Source organism: Psychromonas arctica DSM 14288 (assembly GCF_000482725.1).
Classification (GTDB): Bacteria; Pseudomonadota; Gammaproteobacteria; order Enterobacterales; family Psychromonadaceae; genus Psychromonas; species Psychromonas arctica.
Map to the genome: position 1 here is coordinate 46350 of NZ_AXWP01000026.1, position 23762 is coordinate 70111.

The 23762-nt window shown below is 37.6% G+C and carries 16 protein-coding genes; 14 read left to right on the plus strand and 2 right to left on the minus strand.

The genetic code is table 11. The features are described 5' to 3' along the window. The first annotated feature begins 228 nt into the window (after window positions 1–228). Both H592_RS0104410 and pepN read left to right on the plus strand, forming a co-directional pair. A complete protein-coding gene (locus H592_RS0104410; RefSeq protein ID WP_028867709.1) occupies window positions 229–2979 on the plus strand; it encodes a bifunctional acetate--CoA ligase family protein/GNAT family N-acetyltransferase in 2751 nt (916 codons plus the stop codon). Between the two features lie 157 nt (window positions 2980–3136). Continuing rightward, the gene (pepN, locus tag H592_RS0104415) at window positions 3137–5785 is read left to right on the plus strand and encodes an aminopeptidase N (RefSeq protein ID WP_156916068.1); all 2649 of its coding nucleotides are present in this window, start codon (window positions 3137–3139) and stop codon (window positions 5783–5785) included. 126 nt (window positions 5786–5911) lie between these two features. Here the strand turns inward: pepN and H592_RS23150 are convergent, their stop codons facing one another. Further along, window positions 5912–6547 (minus strand): outer membrane beta-barrel protein, encoded by a 636-nt coding sequence (locus tag H592_RS23150; RefSeq protein WP_051368977.1) that lies wholly within the window; start codon window positions 6545–6547, stop codon window positions 5912–5914. Between the two features lie 531 nt (window positions 6548–7078). Further along, a complete protein-coding gene (locus H592_RS0104425) occupies window positions 7079–7597 on the minus strand; it encodes a DUF2062 domain-containing protein (RefSeq protein ID WP_028867711.1) in 519 nt (172 codons plus the stop codon). Between the two features lie 168 nt (window positions 7598–7765). Between H592_RS0104425 and H592_RS0104430 the strand changes: the two genes are divergently transcribed. The 12 genes from H592_RS0104430 to H592_RS0104485 all read left to right on the plus strand — a co-directional run bounded on the left by H592_RS0104430 (window position 7766) and on the right by H592_RS0104485 (window position 23737). After that, window positions 7766–10213, plus strand: a complete 2448-nt coding sequence (locus H592_RS0104430) for a DNA internalization-related competence protein ComEC/Rec2 (RefSeq protein ID WP_051368979.1) — start codon at window positions 7766–7768, stop codon at window positions 10211–10213. A 20-nt stretch (window positions 10214–10233) separates the two neighbouring features. Then, complete coding sequence (msbA, locus tag H592_RS0104435; protein WP_028867713.1) at window positions 10234–11985, plus strand: lipid A ABC transporter ATP-binding protein/permease MsbA; 1752 nt, start codon at window positions 10234–10236, stop codon at window positions 11983–11985. Beyond that, window positions 11985–12956 (plus strand): tetraacyldisaccharide 4'-kinase, encoded by a 972-nt coding sequence (gene lpxK / locus H592_RS0104440; RefSeq protein WP_028867714.1) that lies wholly within the window; start codon window positions 11985–11987, stop codon window positions 12954–12956. The genes msbA and lpxK overlap by 1 nt, the downstream gene beginning before the upstream one ends. Continuing rightward, the gene (locus tag H592_RS0104445) at window positions 12950–13129 is read left to right on the plus strand and encodes a Trm112 family protein (RefSeq protein WP_028867715.1); all 180 of its coding nucleotides are present in this window, start codon (window positions 12950–12952) and stop codon (window positions 13127–13129) included. Before lpxK ends, H592_RS0104445 begins: the two co-directional genes overlap by 7 nt. Before the next feature lie 2 nt (window positions 13130–13131). Then, entirely contained in the window at window positions 13132–13923 is a 792-nt protein-coding gene (kdsB, locus tag H592_RS0104450; protein ID WP_028867716.1) for a 3-deoxy-manno-octulosonate cytidylyltransferase, read from the plus strand. A gap of 5 nt (window positions 13924–13928) precedes the next feature. Beyond that, window positions 13929–14873: a hypothetical protein gene (locus H592_RS0104455; protein WP_028867717.1), complete on the plus strand. Its 945-nt coding sequence runs from the start codon at window positions 13929–13931 to the stop codon at window positions 14871–14873. A gap of 9 nt (window positions 14874–14882) precedes the next feature. After that, entirely contained in the window at window positions 14883–15782 is a 900-nt protein-coding gene (locus H592_RS0104460; RefSeq protein ID WP_028867718.1) for a DUF350 domain-containing protein, read from the plus strand. A gap of 36 nt (window positions 15783–15818) precedes the next feature. Then, on the plus strand, window positions 15819–17558 hold the full coding sequence (locus tag H592_RS0104465; RefSeq protein ID WP_037070898.1) for a polyamine aminopropyltransferase: 1740 nt from the start codon (window positions 15819–15821) through the stop codon (window positions 17556–17558). A gap of 390 nt (window positions 17559–17948) precedes the next feature. After that, window positions 17949–19694 carry a bifunctional ornithine lipid synthase OlsF gene (gene olsF, locus H592_RS0104470; RefSeq protein WP_028867720.1) on the plus strand — a complete coding sequence of 582 codons (1746 nt, stop codon included), beginning with the start codon at window positions 17949–17951 and terminating at the stop codon, window positions 19692–19694. A gap of 149 nt (window positions 19695–19843) precedes the next feature. After that, window positions 19844–21406 (plus strand): SulP family inorganic anion transporter, encoded by a 1563-nt coding sequence (locus tag H592_RS0104475; protein ID WP_028867721.1) that lies wholly within the window; start codon window positions 19844–19846, stop codon window positions 21404–21406. Window positions 21407–22103: 697 nt separating this feature from the next. Beyond that, window positions 22104–23066, plus strand: a complete 963-nt coding sequence (gene pfkA / locus H592_RS0104480; protein ID WP_028867722.1) for a 6-phosphofructokinase — start codon at window positions 22104–22106, stop codon at window positions 23064–23066. 71 nt (window positions 23067–23137) lie between these two features. After that, the gene (locus tag H592_RS0104485) at window positions 23138–23737 is read left to right on the plus strand and encodes a UPF0149 family protein (RefSeq protein WP_028867723.1); all 600 of its coding nucleotides are present in this window, start codon (window positions 23138–23140) and stop codon (window positions 23735–23737) included. Window positions 23738–23762: the final 25 nt, after the last annotated feature.

Consider the following 23762-nt stretch of genomic DNA (forward strand, 5'->3'; position numbering starts at 1 on the left):
TGTAAGCCTAGTACTCTGAGTGAGCAAATGAATTCGTAAAATATTTAAATGATATGGCTCTGATTTTATTTAAAAAACACAGCAGGATTCCTTTGAAAGGGTAAACTTATAGTGGTTAGATTTTTACTTTTATGCTCGGAATCAGTTTATTCTTAGGTTGGTGATTTGTGGGTCGTGAATGATAACAAGTAGCAATTATTTTTAATGTTTATATGAGGCGAGTTTTCTATGAGTTTGCAGTTACTTAAACACTTCTTCAATCCGCAGTCGATCACTGTTATCGGGGCATCTATTAATGTTAAGCGAGCGGGTTATTTAGTGATGAATAACTTATTAGCTGCAGGCTTTAACGGGCCTATTATGCCTGTAACGCCTAAATATACTTCGGTACATGGGGTACTTGCTTATAAGCAGGTGAGCGATTTGCCGATTGTGCCGGATTTAGCGGTTATTTGTACTAATGAATTTCGTATTCCTGACATATTAGAAGCCTTAGCCGAAAAAGGCTGCCACTCAGCAATTATTGTAACAACTGAAAGCGACCATGCGGTTTCTAATCGTATTTACGATATTGCTGCAACACATAAAATTCGTCTGCTAGGCATGAGTAGCTTAGGTATTATTAATCCACACAATTTAGTGAATGCTAGTTTAGCGCACTGTAATGCGTTACCGGGAAATATTGCTTTTATTTCTCAATCTGCGGCGGTTTGTACCACGGTATTAGATTGGGCAACCAGCAAGGGGATCGGTTTTTCTGCCTTTATTTCGTTAGGTGATGCGCAAGACATCTCCTTTGCTGAATTGCTAGACTATTTAGCGCGAGACCCTAAAACTCAATCTATTTTGCTGTATATCGATAATATTGATAATGCGCGCGATTTTATCTCTGCAGCACGTGCTATTGCACAACATAAAACGGTATTGGTGATTAAATCAGGGAGTTCAGTACTTGGCGCTAAAGCAGCGGCATTGCACAGCCGCGGTGATTTTGGCCATGATAGCGTTTATGATGCGGCAATTAAGCGTGCCGGTATGCTTAGAGTACATGACTTACACGAACTATTTGCAGCAGTAGAGACACTTGCCTATTCCAATTATTTACATGGTGAACGGCTTGCCATTATTAGTAATGGGGGAGGTTTAGGCGTTTTAGCCGTAGATAATTTAGTGGAAGAAGGCGGGCGGTTAGCTGAACTAGATGACTCTGTGATGGATAAATTAAATGCTTGTTTGCCAGTAAATTGGTCGCATAATAATCCTATTGATATGATTGGTGATGCAGACCCGAAGCGATATGCTACGGCATTAGGGCATTTAATGGATAATGATAAAGTAGATGCGGTACTGATCATGCATTCACCTTCTGCTTTATCTGATAGTGAAGAGACAGCTCAAGCGATTATTGATGTGATTAAGCAGCATCCAAAACGAAAACAGATTAATATTTTAACCAACTGGACCGGAGAAGAAGCTGCTAAACCGGCGCGACAAATGTTTGCTAATGCAAAAATTCCGACATTTCGTACTCCTAATGGTGCGATCACCGCCTTTATGCATTTAGTACAATATCGTCGAAATAAGAAGTTATTAATGGAGACTCCGACGACATTGCCTGATCATTTAATTTACGAGGCAGATATCGCAGCCGAGTACATTAAACAGCGTTTTGAACTGCAAGCCACTTGTGAATTTTCTGAGCATGATCGACAAGCATTGCCACAAAACGTTAAATTGGATACTTATGCGACTAAACCTTTATTAGATGCTTATCATCTTAATACTATTGATACCGCTATCGCTAAAGATATTGAAGACGCTATCGAAAAAGCTAAAGTTATTGGTTATCCGTTGGCAGTTAAAATCAATTCGCCTGATATTCAATATAAGTCACAAGTGCATGGCGTGATGTTAAACATTAATAATGCCAGAGAATTAGACTCTGCTTTAAATTCTATTAAATTACGTATTAAGACCGCTTTGCCTGATGTGCGACTAAATGGTTTTACGCTACAGAAAATGGTGGCATCAGGTTTAGCGTTAGAGCTGCGAGTCATGATCAAGCAAGATGCTATTTTTGGCCCTGTTATTGCCATTTCCCAAGACAGCGATGCACGCGACTTACAAACCACTTTAGAGAATGCCGTGGTTGCCTTACCCCCATTAAATATGGCGCTCGCACGCTACCTAGTGATTCAAGGTATTAAAGATAAAAAAATCAAAGTTAAGCAACATGCTAGGGACTTTGATATGCAAGCGGTATGTTTAATGCTGACGCAGATCTCGCAAATGTTGTTGGATAATCCTGAAATTAACGATTTAGATTTAAATCCAGTATTAGTTTCCGGTAGTGATGTGATCATCGTTGATAGCCAAGTAAAACTATCTCGCACTAATGCTAACAATAGCGATAATTCAGTTAATCGTTTTGCTATTAGCCCTTATCCCAAACAATTAGAAGAGATAGTCACGCTCAAAGATGGTCAGAAGGTATTAATTCGTCCGATTAAAGCTGAAGATGAAGTCAGGCATAAAACTTTTGATGATGGATTAACCAAAGAAGATAGATATAAACGTTATTTCTCACAACGAGGCTCAATGACTCACGAAGAGATGGCGATGTTAACGCAAATAGATTATCAACGAGAAATGGCTTTTATTGCGGTGCGTTTAGCCGGGGCTGAAGAGCAAGAAACGTTAGCAGTGATCCGCGCTTCCACTGACCCTGACAATACCGAAGCTGAATTTGGAATGGTGGTAAGCTCTGAGATGCAAGGATTAGGGTTAGGCAAAGTTTTACTCAGTAAATTGATTAGTTATCAAACAACAAAAGGAACCAAATACCTTGCAGGAATGACCATGTTAAGCAATCGAGGCATGGCAACACTAGCCAAAAAATTAGGCTTCTCTACAGAAAGAGATATAGAAGAAGGGGTGATTAATATGCATATGGAACTAAACAAAGGTCCTTCGGTCTGATTAGCCTAGATTACATATTAGTTAAACCCTATTAACATGACTCATCAATGTTTAGATCATTGTGTGTCACAGGTTCTATGCAAATAAGGCTTAGCAAATAGTAAGCCTTCTTGTATATTAAGCGTATTATTTCCCCAGACTTAAGAGTGTATAAATAATGAGCCAAGTCGACTCTCTCGTAGCAGAGAATATAGAAAAAAATCCACAAGAAAAATACCTAAGTGATTACCGTCCATCAGATTATACGATTACCAGTATTGACCTTGAATTCGATTTGTTTGATAACCAAACAAAGGTCAAAGCCGTGAGTCGTGTTGAACGTGTTAGCCAAGCGATCACGCCTTTATTTTTATTCGGTGAAGCACTAAATTTAGTTTCTATTTTAGTTGATGATGTTGATTATACTGACTTTGAATTAGTTGAAGGCGGCTTGAACATTCACAATCTGCCTGCGTCATTTAAGTTAGAAATTAACACTGAAATAGACCCTGCAGCTAACCAAGCCTTTGAAGGGTTATATAAATCGGGAGATGCTTTCTGTACACAATGTGAAGCTGAAGGTTTCCGTCGTATCACTTATTACCTAGACCGTCCCGATGTGTTGGCTAAATTTTCGACCAAAGTGATTGCAGATAAAGCGCTTTATCCTTTTCTATTATCTAACGGTAATCAAGTAGATCAAGGTGACCTTGATAACGGTCGTCACTTTGTTTGTTGGCAAGACCCATTCCCTAAACCTGCTTATTTGTTTGCTTTGGTAGCTGGTGACTTTGATCGTTTAGAAGATAGCTATGTGACAAAAAGTGGACGCGATGTGAAATTGGCCTTGTTTGTTGATAAAGGCAATTTAGATAAAACACAACACGCGATGATTTCACTTAAAAAATCCATGCAATGGGATGAACAACGTTTTAATTTAGAATACGATTTAGATATCTATATGATCGTTGCCGTTGATTTCTTTAATATGGGTGCGATGGAGAACAAAGGGTTAAATGTTTTCAATTCTAAGTTTGTATTAGCTAATTCTCAAAGCGCGACAGACCAAGATTACCTAGGTATTGAAGCCGTTATTGGACATGAGTATTTCCATAACTGGACTGGGAACCGTATTACTTGTCGAGATTGGTTTCAATTAAGCTTAAAAGAGGGATTAACGGTTTTCCGAGATCAAGAGTTCAGTTCAGATTTAGGTAGCCGCAGCGTGAATCGTATTGCGAATGTGATGACTATGCGTGACCACCAGTTTGCTGAAGATGCCGGACCTATGTCTCATCCTATTCGTCCTGAAAGTGTCATGGAAATGAACAATTTTTATACTTTAACCGTGTATGAAAAAGGTTCAGAAGTGATCCGTATGTTACATACTCTATTAGGTGAAACAAAATTCCAACAAGGTATGCAATTGTATGTGCAACGCCACGATGGTCAAGCTGTGACCTGTGATGATTTTGTTGCTGCAATGCAAGATGCAAGTGGCGTTGATCTAACCTTATTTAAACGTTGGTACTCACAATCGGGTACACCTAATGTATTTGTTACTGATCACTATGATGCAACCAATCGTACCTACCAGCTTACATTTAAGCAAAAGACGAAACCAACTGCAGACCAAAGCAAAAAACTTGCATTGCATATCCCCATCGATATTGAGCTGTTAGATAGTAATGGTAATTCAATTGAATTATTAGCAGGTAAAAAGAATCGCGTGTTAAGTTTGACTCAAAAAGAGCAAACCTTTGTCTTTAAAAATATACAAAGTCACCCAGTTCCTTGCTTGTTCCGAGGTTTCTCTGCACCGGTTAAATATCAATACGCTTATAGTGATGAACAACTATTAGATATCATGAGCTTTGCTACCGATGAGTTTTCTCGTTGGGATGCCGGACAGACTTTATTTAATAAATATTTAGTGAGTAATGTACGCGCCTTCCATAAAGGTCAAACACTGTCATTACCTTCTATTTTCATTGATGGGTTCAAATCTGTATTAGTCAGTGAAACATTAGATCCTTCTCTCGTCGCTGATATGTTTACTTTTACTAGTGAAAATGGTGCGCGAGAACTGTTTGACGTGGTTGATATCGATGCTATCCATCACGCACGTGACTTTATGTTGCAAGAGATTGCGACACAATTGCATGAATTGTTTGTAGATACTTATCTACGCCATAAACAGTTAAAAGCTTATCAACCCGATATTAATGATATTGCGATACGTAAACTAAAAAATCTAGCGTTAACCTTCATTGCGCGCGTTGATAAACAATTAGCAGATGAATATGTATCAGCACAAATTGCTAATTGTAATAATATGACCGATTATCTTGGTGCGTTAACTGCTGCTAACAACGGTTTATTACCTTGCCGTGAAGCTGTTATGCAGGCATTTGATGATAAATGGCATGAGAATGGTTTGGTGATGGATAAGTGGTTTGCACTGCAAGCTTGTATACCTTCAGATAATGCACTTAAGAATATCGAAGCGTTATTTACACACCGTAGTTTTGATTTTAATAATCCAAATCGATTACGCTCTTTAGTGGGGGCATTTGCACAGAGTAATACTTATCGCTTTCATAATATTGATGGTAGCGGATATGCGTTTTTGACGGATCAATTGATTAAACTTAACCGTCAAAATCCACAAGTCGCTTCACGTTTGATTACACCATTAACTCAATTTAAACGTCTTGATAAAAAGCGTATTGAGCTAATAAGAATGCAGTTGAATCGTCTACTAGCGTTACCTGATCTGGCCGTTGATCTATATGAAAAAGTGACTAAAGCGTTAGCTCAAAAATAAACTTATACTTGGTAAGTAGTTATTTTAAAAACGCTTAATTGTAGTGGTATAGTCATCGAATCTGAGAATAAGCCTTTCTAAATTAGAAGGGCTTTTTTGTAGGAAGAAGAATCGAAGGATAGATCCTTAAAATTTGTATTCAATCCCCGCTAATAATTCTGCGTCGACATACAGGTGATCGGAAGCATCTAATAAACAGCTACCATTATCACAAAACAGCTCGTCACTATTTTCTAAAAAGGTGCCATAAACACGTAAATCACTACGTAATGCAAACTGCTCACTCAATTGATAACGTATACCCGCTGAAATGCTGCCAGAAAAAGCAAATTTTGCATCATATCGACTACCCGATGGATTAAAGTGAGTTGCACCCATTCCTAATCCAATACTGGATGAGAATGGCGAATTAGTTCTAAATAATATTCTGCCGCCTACATGTAGGTATTGCACGTAAACATCAACATCAAAGTCATTTGGTGATGAGAAATTTTGCTTACTATTAGAAAAAATCAATTCTCCCTCTGCGTTTTTAGCGTAATACCAACCTAGAGAGATGGCCTGTGCGAGTTCAGAACTAATATCAACATCTTGTCCACTGTAATCATTTTTAATATCTTGATCGAGGCGTGCCCCTAAATAGCCTGTAACAGTCACATAATTGTTACTAGAAACGGTCTCGTTACTTAAGCTTTCTGCCAACGTTGGTAATGAAAAAGCGCTGAGTAGTAAAGTAGGCATTATGTATTGATACATTTTCATGGGAGTTCCAATGTTAAAATATTGAAGAACATCATTAATAACTGACTTCAATAAAAATAAGTAAAGTTGTAGGGCTAACCGAAAACAAGCAAGCATTGATAACAATAAAAAATATTCAATATTATTGATAATGCCGATGTATAGATAGGATAAATTAAATAAACCATAAACTCGAGCGCTTTATTAAGGTTCAGTTACTACTTGAATTCAATATTTAATAATTTGCCTTGAAGCGCACAAAATTAATCGTATTGTAATATTTGAAACTTAATTAATTAGTACAATGACAGTGTCCACATTTACTACCCCAAGATAAAATAAAATAAAATAAAATAAAATGAAGATGTGATATCAACCAGTCTCATGTCGTTAAACGAAATCGCATATGCTTGGTTACAATTTAGTGATAAACATTAACAAAATATAGCGTATTGATATTATTTTCGCGATTGTTAACTAAGCTTAATGATGCTTTTGGTATAGCATTTAATCATCAGGTTATTGCTTTAGGTTCAAAGCTTAATAGATAAGTTAACGTTTTGGCGTACGTTTTCTTTTTTTCCATTTTTGTACAGAACTATAACGCCAGAATACGGTAAAGCCCCAATAACCAACAAATGCGCTAATACAACCAAGTATCAAGCAACCTAAAAACATAACCGGCGCAATGGTTTCTAAGGCATTAATAATCCAATGAAATGAAAGTTTAAAATGAAAGTCCATTAGAGGTTGTTGCAGTATGAATGCGCCTAAACGGTAAGCGCCATAAAACAACGGCGGCATAGTGAAGGGATTAGATAACCAAACCAATGCAACTGAAATAGGCAGGTTAACAGAAAAAAACATCGCCACAAAAGTGGCAAGTAGCATTTGAAAAGGGATCGGCATCCACGCACAAAATAATCCAACGGCAACCGCACCTGCAGCACTACGCCTATTTATATGCCATAAGTTGGGGTTTTGTAATTTAGCGCCAAAATGTTTTAAATGCGGGTGAGCTTTTAATGTTTCTGGATTAGGGGAAAAACGTTTAATAAATTTTTTTGGCATATAATTAAACTTTATCTTTGTAAACGGGAAAAAATGAGAATAACAATATGGCTCTCAATCGCTGTTTTTGTTACCACTCTGTATTGGCCACAACTAGTCAATTATAGTGGTATATTTAGTTGTGTGCTGTGTATTTTTGTTTTTTTATGTTGGCCAAGGTGGAGATATTTGGCTATTTTGCCATTTACAGCACTTTATTTTAGCCTTTTTAGTTACGTTAGTTTATTTGGCGGGTCTTTTGAATCCATTAATTATAAACCGCTACTTGCCAATGATCTGTTAACAACACCTTTAGTAGCAAAAGGTTTAGCACCACTGCGGTCACCTTCACGTGCTTCAATATCCAATCCTGAACAAGGAAAACATCAATTAGCAAATAATATTTCAAACATTAAAGAACATAAGCAACAAGTAAGTCAGACCTATTCTACACTTAGCAGACAAGACAATACCATAATTGTCAGGGTTAAATCATTAATCAATACAAAAAATACTGGTTATTTTATAGCAAGAATTATTTCCATCAATGACCAATACTGTGATTTTTGCCCATTAGTTGAAATGCGTTGGTATAAACCCAATCTGCAAGTTCAAGCAGGCCAAGTACACCAATTTAAAGTGAGGTTTAAAGCGTTACAAGGTAAAGCTAACCCCTATGGTTTTGATCGGCAAAAATGGCGCTATTCACAGCACATAGCTTATATCGCGAATATTAAACAACATATTAAAGTCATTGATAAGCGCGTATCAATACGGGCAAGTTTGTACAAAAAAGTGATGCAAGCTACTAACGAACTGTCACAGCAAGGTAGTCTACTGGCTCTTATTTTTGCCGATAAAAGTCTATTAAATGAGCACGATAAAAGCTTGATTAAGCAGCTTGGTATTGCCCATTTATTTGCCATCTCTGGGTTGCATATCGGGTTGTTGTTTATATTGTCTACGGTGATTTTAAATGCACTATTTAAGCAATTATTACCAGAAAGATATTTAGGTTGGTTTCGTTGGCGCTTAGTAAACATCGTTGGGTTATTGGTGTGTGTAAGTTATGGCTATATTTCCGGGTTTTCTTTACCGACAGAGCGTGCATTATTGATGTTGTTAACGAGTGTGTTAGTTCTCTCAAGTAAACAAAAAGTCAGCCTGTTAGATTTACTCCTTTTATGCCTCTGGATCATTTTGATGCTAGATCCATTATCTATTTTGAGCAGTAGTTTATGGTTATCTTTTATGGCAATGAGTATCATATTGGCATTTATGTGGTTATTACAACGGCCTCAGCAAACTGCAGAACAGAAAAAATCATGGTATCAGGCCAAATTACAACGATTATTCATTACCATTAAAGGTTTATTGCTATTGCAGTTAGTTTTAACCTTATTTATGTTGCCAATTCAATTAATTAATTTTTCAGCAATTAGTCTTTATGCACTACCGATTAACTTGATTGCCATTCCATTATTTTCTTGGTTCATTATTCCACTGACGTTACTCGGCGTTCTGTTTTTACTGTTAATAGAACCCGTAGGGGTTGCTCTATTCACCATTAGTGACCAATTACTTAGTTATTTTCTGCATTACTTCTCAATACTTTCTGCTGGATACTTGATGTTATCTCAATTGCATATTGTATTGATCTTAACCTTTATCCTTTTCAGTTTATTCTTTTTATTATTGAGTTTAATACAGCGTTTTTTTAATATCAGCCACACTAAAATGTGGCTATTACCGTCAATACTGTTGGTCTTTGTCGGTATTAGAGCTGTGGAGCAAAAATGGCAAAATGAGCAGCAGTGGCAACTAGAGGTTTTTGATGTTGGACAAGGTTTAGCAATCTTAATTTATAGTGACGGCCATAGCATATTGTATGATACGGGGCCAAGTTATGGCGGTCGCTATGCTGTCGCAGAAAGCACTGTTTTACCTTATTTACAAGCGCGTGGTATAACGCAGTTAGACTATTTTTTTATTAGCCACAGTGATAATGACCATGCAGGAGGAAGAGAGGCGATTCAAAATAACCTGCACATAAAACAGGCTTATGCAGGTGAAGCTGATTTAATGAATCAAAGAAATAATCTTCAGCCTAATCGTTATATAAATTATCAACAATGTATCAGTGGGCAAGTACACCAGTTAGGTAAATTAACGCTGACCACCTTATCTCCCTCATCAGTAGGTAGCAATAACAATAATAATTCCTGTGTATTACAGATCAGTGATGGCGTTAATAAAGTGCTTTTAACGGGCGATATCAGTAAAGCTGTAGAATACAAATTAATAGTCGAAAATCGTCAATCTATCAGTAACAAAAATGTTAATAATTTACAGGCTGATATTTTAATTGCTCCACATCATGGTAGTAACACCTCTTCAAGTTTGGCATTTATAAATCAGGTTAACCCGCAATGGGTGGTGTTTTCGGCGGGGTACAAAAACCGTTGGCGTTTCCCTGTTGAGAAAGTGGTAGATCGTTATCAACAGTTAGGTATTAAGCATTTAACCACAGCAAATACTGGATTTATTAGATTTAATGTGCAAAATCATCATATTGAAGTAAAAACTTATAGAGAAGATCTTGCCGCTTATTGGTATCATCGGCATCTTGCATTGTAAATGGCTTATTTGGTGTATTCATGACAGAGAATAAAGAAAACGGTTGGTCGGTATTAAAGCGACTTGTGAGTTATATTAAAGAATTTAAACTGGCGTTATTTGGCGGGATTATCGGTATGATCGGTTACGCCCTCGTTGATATGGCGCTTATCTGGTCCTTACAACCTTTAATCGACGATGGTTTCACAGGTAAAGACCCGAGTGTGTTACAAATGATGCCCTATTTTGTGATCATTGTTATTGGACTCCGTGGTATATCTGCATTCTTGAGTTCATATTGTATGGCTTGGGTAGGCACACATGTTGTGATGAAGCTTCAACGACAGCTCTTTTCACAGTTGATACTGTTACCTATCTCATTTTTTGATAAAACCAATACCGGTGACTTATTATCAAAAATAACCTATGACGCAAGCCAAGTTTCTAACGCGGCCAGTAATGCGCTTGTGAAAATTTTCCGTGAAGGAGCCACTGTTATTGGCCTTGTCGCGTTAATGTTTTACCAGAGCTGGCAGTTGTCATTAGTATTTTTTGTGGTTGCACCGATCGTTGGCATTGCTATTAGTATTGTCAGTAAACGTTTCAGAAAAATAAGTAAAAACTTACAAAATGCGATGGGGCTCGTTACTACATCATCGGAACAAATGTTAAAAGGGCATAAAGAAGTCTTAATGTTTGGTGGTCAAAAAGTCGAGAATGAAAAATTCAAAAAAGTCAGCAACACGGTGCGTTCTCAAAATATGAAAATGGCGAGTGCAAATGCGATTAGTGTTCCAGTAATTCAAACTATCGCTTCATTCGCTTTAGCGTTTGTGCTTTATCTCGCGACCTTCCCGCAAATCATGGATACCTTATCATCGGGTACTTTTGTGGTGATCATCAGTTCCATGATGGCGTTAATGAAGCCAATTAAAAATGTGACACAAGTGAATAACGAAATTCAAAAAGGGATCTCTGCTAGTACTAGTCTTTTCAATATGTTAGATATGACACAAGCGAAGGATGAAGGAACATATGAAGCAGAACGTGTTAAGGGTGACATCAGTATTGATAATATTGTTTTCACTTACCCTACGGCTGAAAAGCCAGCGTTAAACAAAGTCAGCTTTGAAGTTAAATCAGGTCAATCTGTGGCGTTAGTAGGTCGTTCTGGTAGTGGTAAGTCCACCATTGCTAATTTGTTAACTAGGTTTTATGACATTGACTCCGGTGAAATTAGATTAGATGGTAAAAATATAGAAGAATATCGTTTAACCTCATTACGTAGCCAAGTTGCTATTGTGTCTCAAAATGTACATTTGTTTAATGACACAATTGCTAATAATATTGCGTACGCCAGTGAAGATAAGTTCACTGAACAAGATATCATCGATGCTGCAACGACAGCCCATGCGATGGAATTTATTAATGGATTTCCCGATGGACTGAACACCATTATTGGTGAAAATGGGGCAATGTTATCTGGTGGTCAACGTCAACGCTTAGCCATTGCTCGTGCGTTATTACGTGATGCACCTATTTTGATTTTAGATGAAGCGACTTCTGCACTTGATACTGAATCTGAGCGTCATATTCAAGCTGCATTAGATGAATTACAGAAAAATAGAACCTCGATCGTCATTGCGCATCGTTTGTCTACTATTGAGCATGCAGATCAAATTTTAGTGATTGACCATGGCAAAATTGTAGAGCAGGGTACGCATGCAGAATTATTAGCGCAAAGAAAGATTTATCATAGCTTAAACCAGATGCAAGCATCGGGAGAGTTGTAATGCCATTTTGGTATCAACCAACACGTTGGTGGGCATGGTGCCTATGGCCTTTTGCGTTGTTAATGCAATTTATTAACATTTTTCGCAGCTATTGTTACACAAAAGGGTGGTTAAAAAGTTATCAAAGTGCATTACCCGTGGTGGTGGTTGGTAATATCTCCGTAGGTGGCAATGGCAAAACGCCTTTTGTGATCAGCTTGTGTGAATTATTAATGGCACAAGGTTATAAACCGGGTGTGATCAGCCGAGGCTATGGCGGTAAAGCAAACAGTTATCCTTTGTTGGTGACTATAGATAGCACGGGAAAAGAAGCGGGTGATGAGCCTGTTTTAATCCACAAACGCTTAAATATTCCGGTAGTGGTTGATCCAATACGTGCAAATGCGGCGGCTTATCTTAATCAACATTGTGATGTTGATGTCATTATAACCGATGACGGTCTACAACATTATGCATTGCAACGCGATATTGAAATTGTAGTCGTTGATGGTAAACGTCGTTACGGTAACCAACACATTATGCCGATGGGGCCTTTAAGAGAACCAATCAGTCGTTTAAATAGTGTAGATTTTATTATTAATAACGGCGAACAGCACGCAGGTGAATTCACAATGTTATTAGCTCCATCTGCTGCTAGGAAAGTGAATGGAGAGGGGGCTTCTCTAGCTGTACAAGAAGTGAATGCCTGCGCTGCTATTGGCTATCCTCCGCGTTTTTTTGATACCTTGGTAAAACAAGGTTTTAGTGTTAAAAAACAGGTGGCATTTGCTGACCACCACCCCTACAGCCAAGAGGATTTCAAACAATTTGACGCTAATATGCCATTATTGATGACAGAAAAAGATGCCGTTAAATGTGTCGCATTTGCGCAACCAAATTGGTGGTATTTACCTATTGATGGACAACTATCCATTGACTTTACTCAGCCTTTTTTAGAAAAATTAAAACAGATTAAGGAATCAAAATGTTAGATATTAAATTACTGGATATTATTGCTTGTCCAGTGTGCAAAGGTAAATTAGCTTATGACAAAGTTAATAATGAATTAATCTGTAAATTTGATCATTTAGCTTATCCAGTTCGAGACGGGATCCCGGCTTTATTGTATGTTGAAGCACGAAAACAGAGCGCAGACGAGGAATAACTATGTCATTTATTGCTGTCATTCCTGCCCGTTATCATTCAACACGTTTACCAGCGAAACCACTGGCGGATATTTTGGGTAAAACCATGATTGAACGCGTTGCAAATCAAGCTCTACTGAGTGGAGCAAAATTAGTTATTGTTGCAACTGATGATCAACGGATTGTGGATGCGTTACAGAATGTACAAAATATCGATGTTTGTTTAACGTCTCCAGACCATGAGTCAGGCACTGATCGTCTTGCTGAAGTTTGTGCTATTTATCAGTTTGCCGATGATGAAATTATTGTCAATGTGCAGGGTGATGAACCGCTTATTCCACCGGTTGTTATAGAGCAAGTCGCCAATAATTTATTTGCTAATCAACAGGCCAGTGTTGCAACATTAAGTGCGCCTATTACCGACCAAGATGATGCATTTAATGTTAATGCGGTCAAAGTGGTGACAGATAAAAATAACCTCGCATTATATTTTAGCCGAGCAACAACCCCGTGGGATAGAGATAACTTTACGCCACAAAATCAACAGGCCAAACAGGTTAATTTAGCACACTTACAACGCCATATTGGTATTTATGCCTATCGAGTTAGTTTTTTAAAACAATATGCTGAACTATCGGTTTCACCATTAGAAGTGATAGAAAAATTGGAGCAATTGCGCGTATTATGGCATGGTTTTAAGATCCACGTAGAGGTCGCTTGTGAAATACCTCCTGCTGGTGTTGATACAGCCCTGGATCTACAGCGTGTGATTGATGTTTTAGCAAATACAAGCCAACACACTATGGAGTTATAACACTTATGCGTATTTTTATTATCTGCTGTGTGAGTTGGTTATTAATCGCTTGTGGTGATGAGCGAGATGATCGTTTACAAGCAAATATTAAAACCGCTGATTATTTGATCGAGAATCTAGGCTCAGACTTAGATGCCGGGCGTGTCCGTAATGCGATTATTTTACAACAATACGCTCAGTTACTCGCAGCACAAAAACCGTCACTTAAACCCTTAGTTACTGAGCTATCTAAGGATGCGAGTCGATCTGGACCAATGTATTATTCATTGAGTCATCGTTTGTCTACGTTGCAATCAAAGCCTGAATTATTGGGTGATATTGATGCGCAGTTGTCAGAAAGTGATACCTTAATAGAAGCGTCCGACCCTAACTTGTTCAGTGATGCATTGTCAGATCCAATCAATGTAATCGCAGATATGTCTGAAGGAAAGCTAGCGCGTGTTAATGCCATCAGTCAAGCACAAAGTTTGCAAGCGAACGCGGCAGAAAATAATGGGGCGGGGAGTCAGTTAGTAGGTAATCCAAGTTACGGGCAGTGGCAAACAAATAGTAGTGGCGGTTCATTTTGGCAATGGTACGCTGCGTACTCTCTGTTTTCTGCTATTTCCCCACGTCCGATTGGTTACCATAACTGGTCATCTCGACGTGATTATAGTTATTACAATGATGTTGGTCGCCAACGTTATACCTCACCACAACAAAAACAGTCTCAAAATGATTTAGCACAACGAACTAAAAAACAGTTTGCCAATAAAGGCGGTTTTAATAGCCCTTATGCCAAATCAAAAACGGGCGCGAGTCGGATGTCTACAGCGAGTAAAAAAGCACAAAAAGCCCCAAGTTTTGCATCTAAGTCTAGTTATTCTAAGCAAAAGTCTACCAGTACAGGCAGTAGTAGCTTTAGAAATAGTAAATCGACCACGTCACGCGGCGTTAGTCGCGGTAAATAAGGTATTGATATGAATGAGTTAATTACAACATTGGAAAACAATAGTTCCCTAATAGGTTACTTAGCTATTGATATGGCAGTCGCGATGTTTTTTCTCGGCTGTATTCGCTATATGATGGGGCTGTTTAATAAGTTAGATACTACCGATGAACTGGCTACCAAGGACAACTTTGCATTTGGTATTAGTATGGCTGGCGGTGTCGCGGCTATGGGCATCGCACTAAGTGGTGCAATTACTGGCGAAGTGGCAGGCTCTTATAAAATAGAGTTAATTGGTATGCTCAGCTACGGAATAGCGGCATTAGTCTTGATTAAAGCAGGCCGCTATATTCACGATAAATTTGCCTTACCTTCTTTTAATAAACAAGATTTGATCGGTAATCGAAATATTGCTGTTGGTTTAGTTGATGCTGCTTCTGCTATTGCAACGGCTATTGTGGTGCGTGCTGCCATTATTTGGGTAGAAGGGATCAGTGTTGATACCTTTATTGCATTAACGTGCGTGTGGATAGTGTCACAGGTAATGCTAGTGATTATTACGCGTATTTTTGAATGGAAGTACTCGAAAAACAACGGTATTACCTTTCAAACTGCATTAGTGAATGAGCATCTTGCATTATCCATTCGCTACAGCGGCTATTTAATCTCTACGGCAATGTCAGTTACGGCAGCTAGTTACTTTATTGAATTTAATATCGACGAATTATGGTTAGGGCTAGCACAGTGGGTCGTGATCAGTGTGGTATTAATGGTGCTATTAACTCTGTTAACAACCGTTGCTAAATTATTAGTGTTATGGGGCATTGACCGTCGACAAGAAGTTGAAGATCAGCAAAATATCGGTGTTGCAACGATTGAGTTAACAACCTCATTTTCTATTGCTTTATTACTAATGGCATTAATGTCGTAATTTACAACCTCCTAAATCGATCAGGCCATCTTTAAGATGGCCTTTTTTATAAGCGAATATCAATCTATGTCCTTCAATGCTGACAAAAATAACAAAATAAAACTCCTTGTTGACGATACACTATTAATTTTAATCATGGCTACCTTAGCCTGCTGTGGTTTGATTTACGAATATCTTTTATCCCATTATTCAGCTCGAATTTTAGGCAGTGTTGAAACGGTTATTTATGCCATCATCGGGATCATGATAGTGTCTATGGGCTTGGGAGCGTTTGCTGCAAAAAGAATAAAGGATGCATTTCAAGGGTTTGTGGTATTAGAGTTAATCGTTGCATTGATCGGTTGCAGTGCAACGTTGTTAATTGCTTCGGTGATCGGTTTTAGTCAAACCTTGCCACAAATTATCGCTGATACCTATCAAATACCTAATGATGTATTAGTGAATGGCGATTTTCTATCAACGCTAAGTTGGATAAGCCTGCAACTACCTTACCTCTTTGCATTTATTCTGGGCTTTTTAATTGGCATGGAAATCCCCTTAATTGCGCGTATTCGAGAGACAGTTTACGGTCATCACCTCGCCCATAATGCAGGGACTATTTACGGTGCCGACTATATTGGAGCTGGTATAGGCGCGGCTATCTGGGTATTGTTCATGCTGAAAATAGAAATCAGCCAAGCAGCAGCATTAACTGCGTCATTAAACCTTATCGCAGGTTTCATCTTTTTAGTTCGCTTCAGAAGCTATCTTCGTTTTAAAGTTAAACTGATCCTAGGGCATGTGTTGTTAGGGCTGTTAATTGTATTAATTTTTGTTTCTGGAGGGCATTGGCAAAAGCAAATGCAAAATATGTTGTATTTAGATAAGGTGGTTTATCAAACGCAGACACCCTATCAGAATCTAGTTTTTACTGAGCGTCTTCTAGGCGGTGGTTATGAACCTATTTATAATTTCTATATTAATGGTCGATTACAGTTTTCGAGTTTAGATGAACATATTTATCACGAATTTTTAGTGCACCCTGCGATGTTGGCGTCTGCACGTCATGACAGTGTTTTGATCATTGGTGGGGGTGATGGTCTGGCGTTAAGAGAAGTACAAAAATGGAAACCTACCGACATTACTCTAATTGACCTTGACCCTAACTTAGTCGCTTTGTTTAAACAACCTGAGCAATTTTTGCCTCCTCATTTAAGCAGCAAGATCAAGTCGTTAACACTGGATAGTTTTAATCAACCAGGTGTTGAAGTGATTCATGATGATGCTTTTATTGCGATTGATCGCTTGTTAGCTGCTAACACTCACTTCGATACGATTATTGTAGATTTACCGGATCCTAGCCATCCTGATCTAAATAAATTGTACAGTGTGAATTTTTATTACCGATTACAGCATTTATTAAATGGTGATGGTGCGATTGTAGTTCAATCTACATCGCCATTTCATGCAAAGTCTGCCTTTATTTCAATCGGAAAAACCTTGCAGCAAGCGGGCTACCAAACTCAACAATATCATCAAAATGTACCTTCATTTGGAGAGTGGGGGTGGACCATTGCAAGTAAAACTGGGTTGCCTCCTTTACAACGATTATCTGCATTCAATGATATTGATGTTTCAACAAAATGGTTAACGTTGCCGTTATTAACGGGGTCATTTGTATTTAATAAAGATTTTTATGCAGATAAAGCAAATATCAAAATTAATTATTTAGGCAGTAATGCTTTATATCAATACCATCAACAGGCTTGGGAGGTTGAAACAGAGTTTTCTAATTAAGCGCTTCTATGTAGTTCAAGTTAGCTTATTTTTAACACTTTTTGATGCAAGCTTTTTTATAAGGTCTCAATCTATTAGTTTAATATACGCTTGGTTATTGCTGACGGTTTGATAACGAAACTGTTGATCAACACTAGCAGCTAGTTTCAGAAATGTTGTAAAAACTAAGCGTACATGTGTTATAGCATCGCTAATGACAGGATTAACAATAAGCACAGATTTTAATTGATTTTTATGTGAAATGGTTGTTTATCGGCTTTAAATTACTGTAAATAAATATTAATTAATCGTCGCTTCCTTTTCTTTGGTCATAAATACGTCTTATTTTTGCAACCCAATTGTCATTGTCATTTCTTATCCTAGTTTAAAAGCATAAGAGGTGTAGATAACATGATTTCAAGCCAGCAAATTTTTAAAAAGTACTTTCCTCAATTAAAAGAAACATCTTTTAAACATAAACTGTTACATTCTGTGTGTAAAAAATTACTCCATGAAACTACCTTTATTCACTTCGCAGAGTGTTATCCGAATCTACAGGGGTTTGACCTAATAGAGAAAACACTAGAATACTTTGATTTTAGTTTTGCCACTATTGATAAACAAATTGAGCGTATTCCTGTCACTGGTCGTGTCGTCATTGTTGCAAATCACCCAATAGGCACGTTAGATGGATTAGCATTGTTACATTTAGTCAGGAAATTGCGCAGCGATGTGAAAGTAGTGGCCAATGAACTCTTAATGGAAATAGAGGCATTGCATGAATTATTATTGCCGGTTAATAATTTCTCTGGTAATACCGCCAAAAAAGACCTGTTAAATATCCATGATTTTCTCAGTTGCGATGGTGCTGTGATCATTTTTCCTGCAGGGGAAGTGTCTCGCTTTACTGCTACCGGGGTTAAGGATCGCACTTGGCATAAAGGCTTTTTAAAAATTGCATCACGGGCTAAAGCACCGATTTTACCGGTTCATATAAAAGCACGAAATTCTTGGACATTCTATGCATGCTCTTTGTTCTATAAACCACTCGCTAGTTTATTGTTAGTGCAGGAGATGTTTAATCACAACCAGCAGAGTATTCAAGTTAGTATTGGGAAATTAATCCCCTTTGATAGTTATGGTAAAAACAAGCTTTCCACTAAGGTTAAAGTTAATTTATTACAAAATGAAGTGATCAGAGTCGCCAAAGGTAAAGTAAGTTATTTTAAAACGGAGTCGGTTATTGCACATCCTGTGGCCAGAGTCGATTTAAAGCAAGCTATTGAAAAATGTAAGCTGTTGGGCTGTACATCAGATAATAAAAGTATTTATTTATTAGAGAAACCAGAACACGGTGTGATTTTAAAAGAGTTAGGTCGTTGCCGTGAAGTCACCTTTAGATCGGTTGGAGAAGGTACTGGGAAAAAGCGAGATTTAGATAAATACGACCTTAATTATATGCATCTGATATTGTGGGACCAAGAGCAACTGGAAATAGTAGGAGCTTATCGTTTCACGCCCACTTCAAAAATAATCTCGAGTCAAGGGTTAGAGGGACTTTATAGCAGTAAGTTATTTCGATATGAAGCAGATATGCAACCTGTGTTTGAACGGGGGATTGAGTTAGGGCGCAGCTTTGTACAGCCTCGTTATTGGGGGAAGCGTAGTTTGGAATATTTGTGGCAGGGGATTGGCGCTTACTTAGCGATGAATCCGGATATCCGTTATTTATTCGGGCCTGTTTCGCTGAGTTCAGCGCTACCTAAGAAGGCTCATGCATATCTTGTCTATTTTTATCAATTATATTTTCCTGCTCAAGGTACCTTGGCAAGTGCACGAAATGCTTACTTAATATCCGATGAATTAGATAACGAGTTATTTAATTATTTTACTGGCGAAAATTATGCAAAAGATTTTATGAAGTTAAAAACCATGATGAGTAATATTGGTGTGAGTGTACCAACACTATATAAACAATATACTGAGCTTTGTTCTGAAGGAGGCGTGCAGTTTGTTGATTTTAATATTGACCCTGACTTTAATCATTGTGTCGATGGGTTAGTGGTGGTTGATTTAAGCTTTATAAAAGAAAAAAAGCAACAGCGTTATATTGATATGCATTTACAAGGTAATAAACAAGGTCATGTCGCTTTATAAAGGTGACAAGTTAATGGCGATTTTTTAAATATTTCTTGAATATTTAATAAAAATGAGAGTTAAGACACTTAAATTTTGTTTGTTTTGCTGTTCGCTTCAATGGGCGCTATAATACGCGCCCTATATTTGACCTTACAAGGAACTAATCGGTGTTCGAATTCCCCCAAATTAATAAAAGCAGTATTAAAAATGATGTGCTTTCAGGTTTAACCGTTGCATTAGCACTGGTCCCTGAAGCGGTAGCCTTTGCCTTTGTGGCTGGTGTTGAACCAATGGTAGGCTTATACGCTGCGTTTATGGTGGGATTAATTACTGCTATATTTGGTGGTCGTCCGGGTATGATTTCTGGTGCAACGGGTGCAATGGCTGTAGTAATGGTTGCATTAGTGAGTGAACATGGTGTGCAATATTTATTTGCAGCTGTGTTATTAACTGGTTTACTACAAATCTTATTTGGCGCATTTCATTTGGGTAAGTTTATCCGTATGGTACCGCATTCTGTAATGATAGGATTTGTTAATGGCTTAGCGATTGTTATCTTTTTAGCACAATTGGGTCAATTCAAAGTAAAAGATGCAAGCGGGGGGCTAACGTGGTTACAAGGCGAAGCGATGTACATCATGCTTGGCCTCATTGCATTAACAATGGCTATTATTCATTTTTTACCAAAATTGACTAATGCGGTGCCTTCTACGTTAGTGGCCATTTTAGTGGTGACATTATTGGTTTATTTTGTCCCTGCTTTAGATACACGTACAGTACTTGATTATCTGCAAAGTATGACGGGCGATCAAAATGCAACCATTGCGGGTTCCTTACCAACGTTTGCTATTCCTGCTGTGCCATTTAACTTTGAAACGCTACAAATTATATTGCCATATGCGTTGATTCTTGCGGCGGTTGGTTTAATTGAATCGCTACTAACATTAACAGTGGTTGATGAGATGACCGGTACCCGTGGTCGACCTAATAAAGAGTGTGTTGCACAAGGTGCATCTAATATGGTTAATGGTTTGTTTGGTGGTATGGGGGGTTGTGCCATGATTGGACAATCAATGATTAATATCAACTCCGGTGGTCGTGGTCGTTTATCGGGTGTGACAGCTGCTTTAGCATTGCTTGCTTTTATCTTATTTGCTTCAGGTCTCATTGAAATTGTGCCACTAGCTGCTTTAGTGGGGGTGATGTTTATTGTAGTATTAGGTACTTTTGAATGGGCTTCATTTAAAATGATGCGTAATGTGCCGATTAAAGATGCATTTGTTATTGTGTTAGTGAGTGGTGTAACGGTTGTTACTGACCTTGCTATTGCGGTATTTGTGGGTGTCATTGTTTCTGCTCTAGTATTTGCCTGGGAGCATGCTCGTCATATCCATTCTAAAATTGATATAAGTGAAGATGGTAGTGAAAAATCTTACCGTATTAATGGTCCTTTATTCTTTGGATCTGTTAGTAACTTCCTAGAATTGTTTGATGTTAAAGATGATCCGCGCCATGTCATTGTTGATTTTGCTGAGTGTCGCGTTGTTGACCATTCTGCTATTGAAGCAATCAGTGTGTTAAATGGACGTTATACTAAAGAAGGTAAAAAATTACATATTCGTCATTTAAGTAAAGATTGTCGTAAGCTATTGAATAAAGCAGGCGTATTAGTTGAAATGAATGTAATTGAAGATCCATCTTATGCGGTTGCATCAGACCAACTGGGTTAAGTGGTTATATAAACCTTATTGATATACTAACCTTTAACATTCAGATGAAGGGTTAGTATTTAAGGTGTAGGGTATTAAGCAGGATAATCGCCTGCTTTTTTGTTTGATGGTTTGATTCTTTTATAATATATGAAACTATTTTTTGAGCTTGTTTTAGCGGTTTGATTGGCGGGTAGGACGGTAGTCTGCATCACATTTAGGGCTTAGTTGTGTGGATTTTGGATTCCAAACTGAAAACCATATATGTTTGTTTCGAAATGTTTTCTTTCTATTTTTCATTTTATTCTCCTTTTAGTTAGTAAGCACGATAACCTGTAAATATTACAATTTTATGAACATTTAAAAAAAGATTTGTAGCAAAAATTAAGGTGTTAATAAAATAATAAACAAACATCTTTTTAGTAAGAATCTTTATAAAATTGTTATTGTAGTAGCCACAGTTATTGTATGCTTACCACTCAGAGTGTCATCGGTTGTTTACATGAAAAACCAATGATTAAAAAATAGCTATTTTAATTATTCGAAATACGCAGTGATATTTGATGTCTATATTATTTATAGAAAACTGCATATAAGTTGAGTTAAAATAATAAAAGTTTTAATTTTATAGACAATAATGATTACTGAAATTATTCATAAGTCGTAATAACTTAGTTTTATATTATTTGTCAATTAGCGTAATTGGTTGAGGTAAATTGTGATTAAAAAAATTGGTGTTTTAACAAGTGGTGGCGATGCGCCAGGTATGAACTCTGCAATCCGAGCAGTAACACGTACTTGTCTTTCACACGGTATTGAAGTGTTTGGTATTTACGATGGTTATGCAGGACTACATGCGGGAAAAATAGAACAATTAGACCGTTATTCAGTTTCAGATATTATCAACCGTGGTGGTACATTTTTAGGGTCTGCTCGTTTCCCTGAATTCAAAGAAGAAAGTGTACGTAAAGAAGCGATTAAACAATTAGAAAAGCATGGTATTGATGCATTGATCGTGATCGGTGGTGATGGTTCATACATGGGTGCATTAAAATTAAGTGAAATGGGTTTCCCATGTATTGGTGTTCCTGGAACTATCGATAACGATATCGCAGGTACTGATTACACTATTGGTTTTATGACGTGTTTAAATACAATTGTAGAAGCGGTTGACCGTCTACGTGATACTTCTTCGTCACATAATCGCATTTCAATTGTTGAAATTATGGGCCGTCATTGTGGTGACTTAACACTATGGGCTGCTGTTGCTGGTGGTAGTGAGTACGTGATTGTTCCGGAAAAAAACTTCGATGAAGAAAGTTTGATTAGACAACTTAAAGTCGGCGAAGATAAAGGTAAAAAGCATGCGATTATTGCTATTACCGAGCATATCACTGACGTTAATGCGTTAGCAAAACGTATTCAAGAAAGAACTAAGCGTGAAACACGTGCAACTATTCTAGGCCATTTACAACGTGGTGGTTCTCCAATGGCCTTTGACCGTATTTTAGCAAGTCGTATGGGGTCATATGCTGTTGAATTGCTAAAAGAAGGACAAAGCGCGCGCTGTATCGGTATTAAAAATGGTCAAATGGTTCACCATGATATTGCTGAATGTTTACAAACAATGCAACGCCCATTTCGCCAAGATTTATACGACTTATCAAAAATATTATACTAAGCCATCAGTAGTATATAATAATCGGCTAAGCCTACCTTCGGGTGGGCTTTTTTATATCGATAGGATTATCTATGCCCGATCATCAAAGTAACGTTTTTATGGATTTCATTCGTTATAGTGAAAACTGTCAACAATTGCAGCAACTGCAACCCACTTATTATCAATTAGGTTTTATTTGCAGTATTCAAGCATTACCTGAATTAATCGATCTCGAGCAGTGGTTAGGTTATTTATGGCAAGAGGGAGCTGATATGACTTTTGAGAACCAACAACAAGCTGCTGACTTTGCCAATAATGTGTTAAAACTAGTTGCAGAATTACAGTCCTTGTATCAGCAAGCGATCCCTCTAAATGGATTAAATTGTAAAACTTGGATTGATAATGAACAGATATTAAGTGTTAATGCAGTGCAGTTTTCAGTAGGTTTTTTAGCCGCTATTGAATTGTTTAATAGCCATTGGTTAGGCCTTGAAGACCAACCAGAAGCGCAAAATTTACTACAAACCACTATTTTACTATTAAGCAAACTGGTACCAGCAGAAGACGTGGATCAAACGTTATTAGATCTTTTTCAACAATTACCAGAGACAGATGAAATATTACAAATTTTGCCCCAACTATTAAGTAATTTAGCTTACAGTGCCGCGTCAATATCATCATCTGATGCATAACCATCAACAACTTTTTAATGCTTGG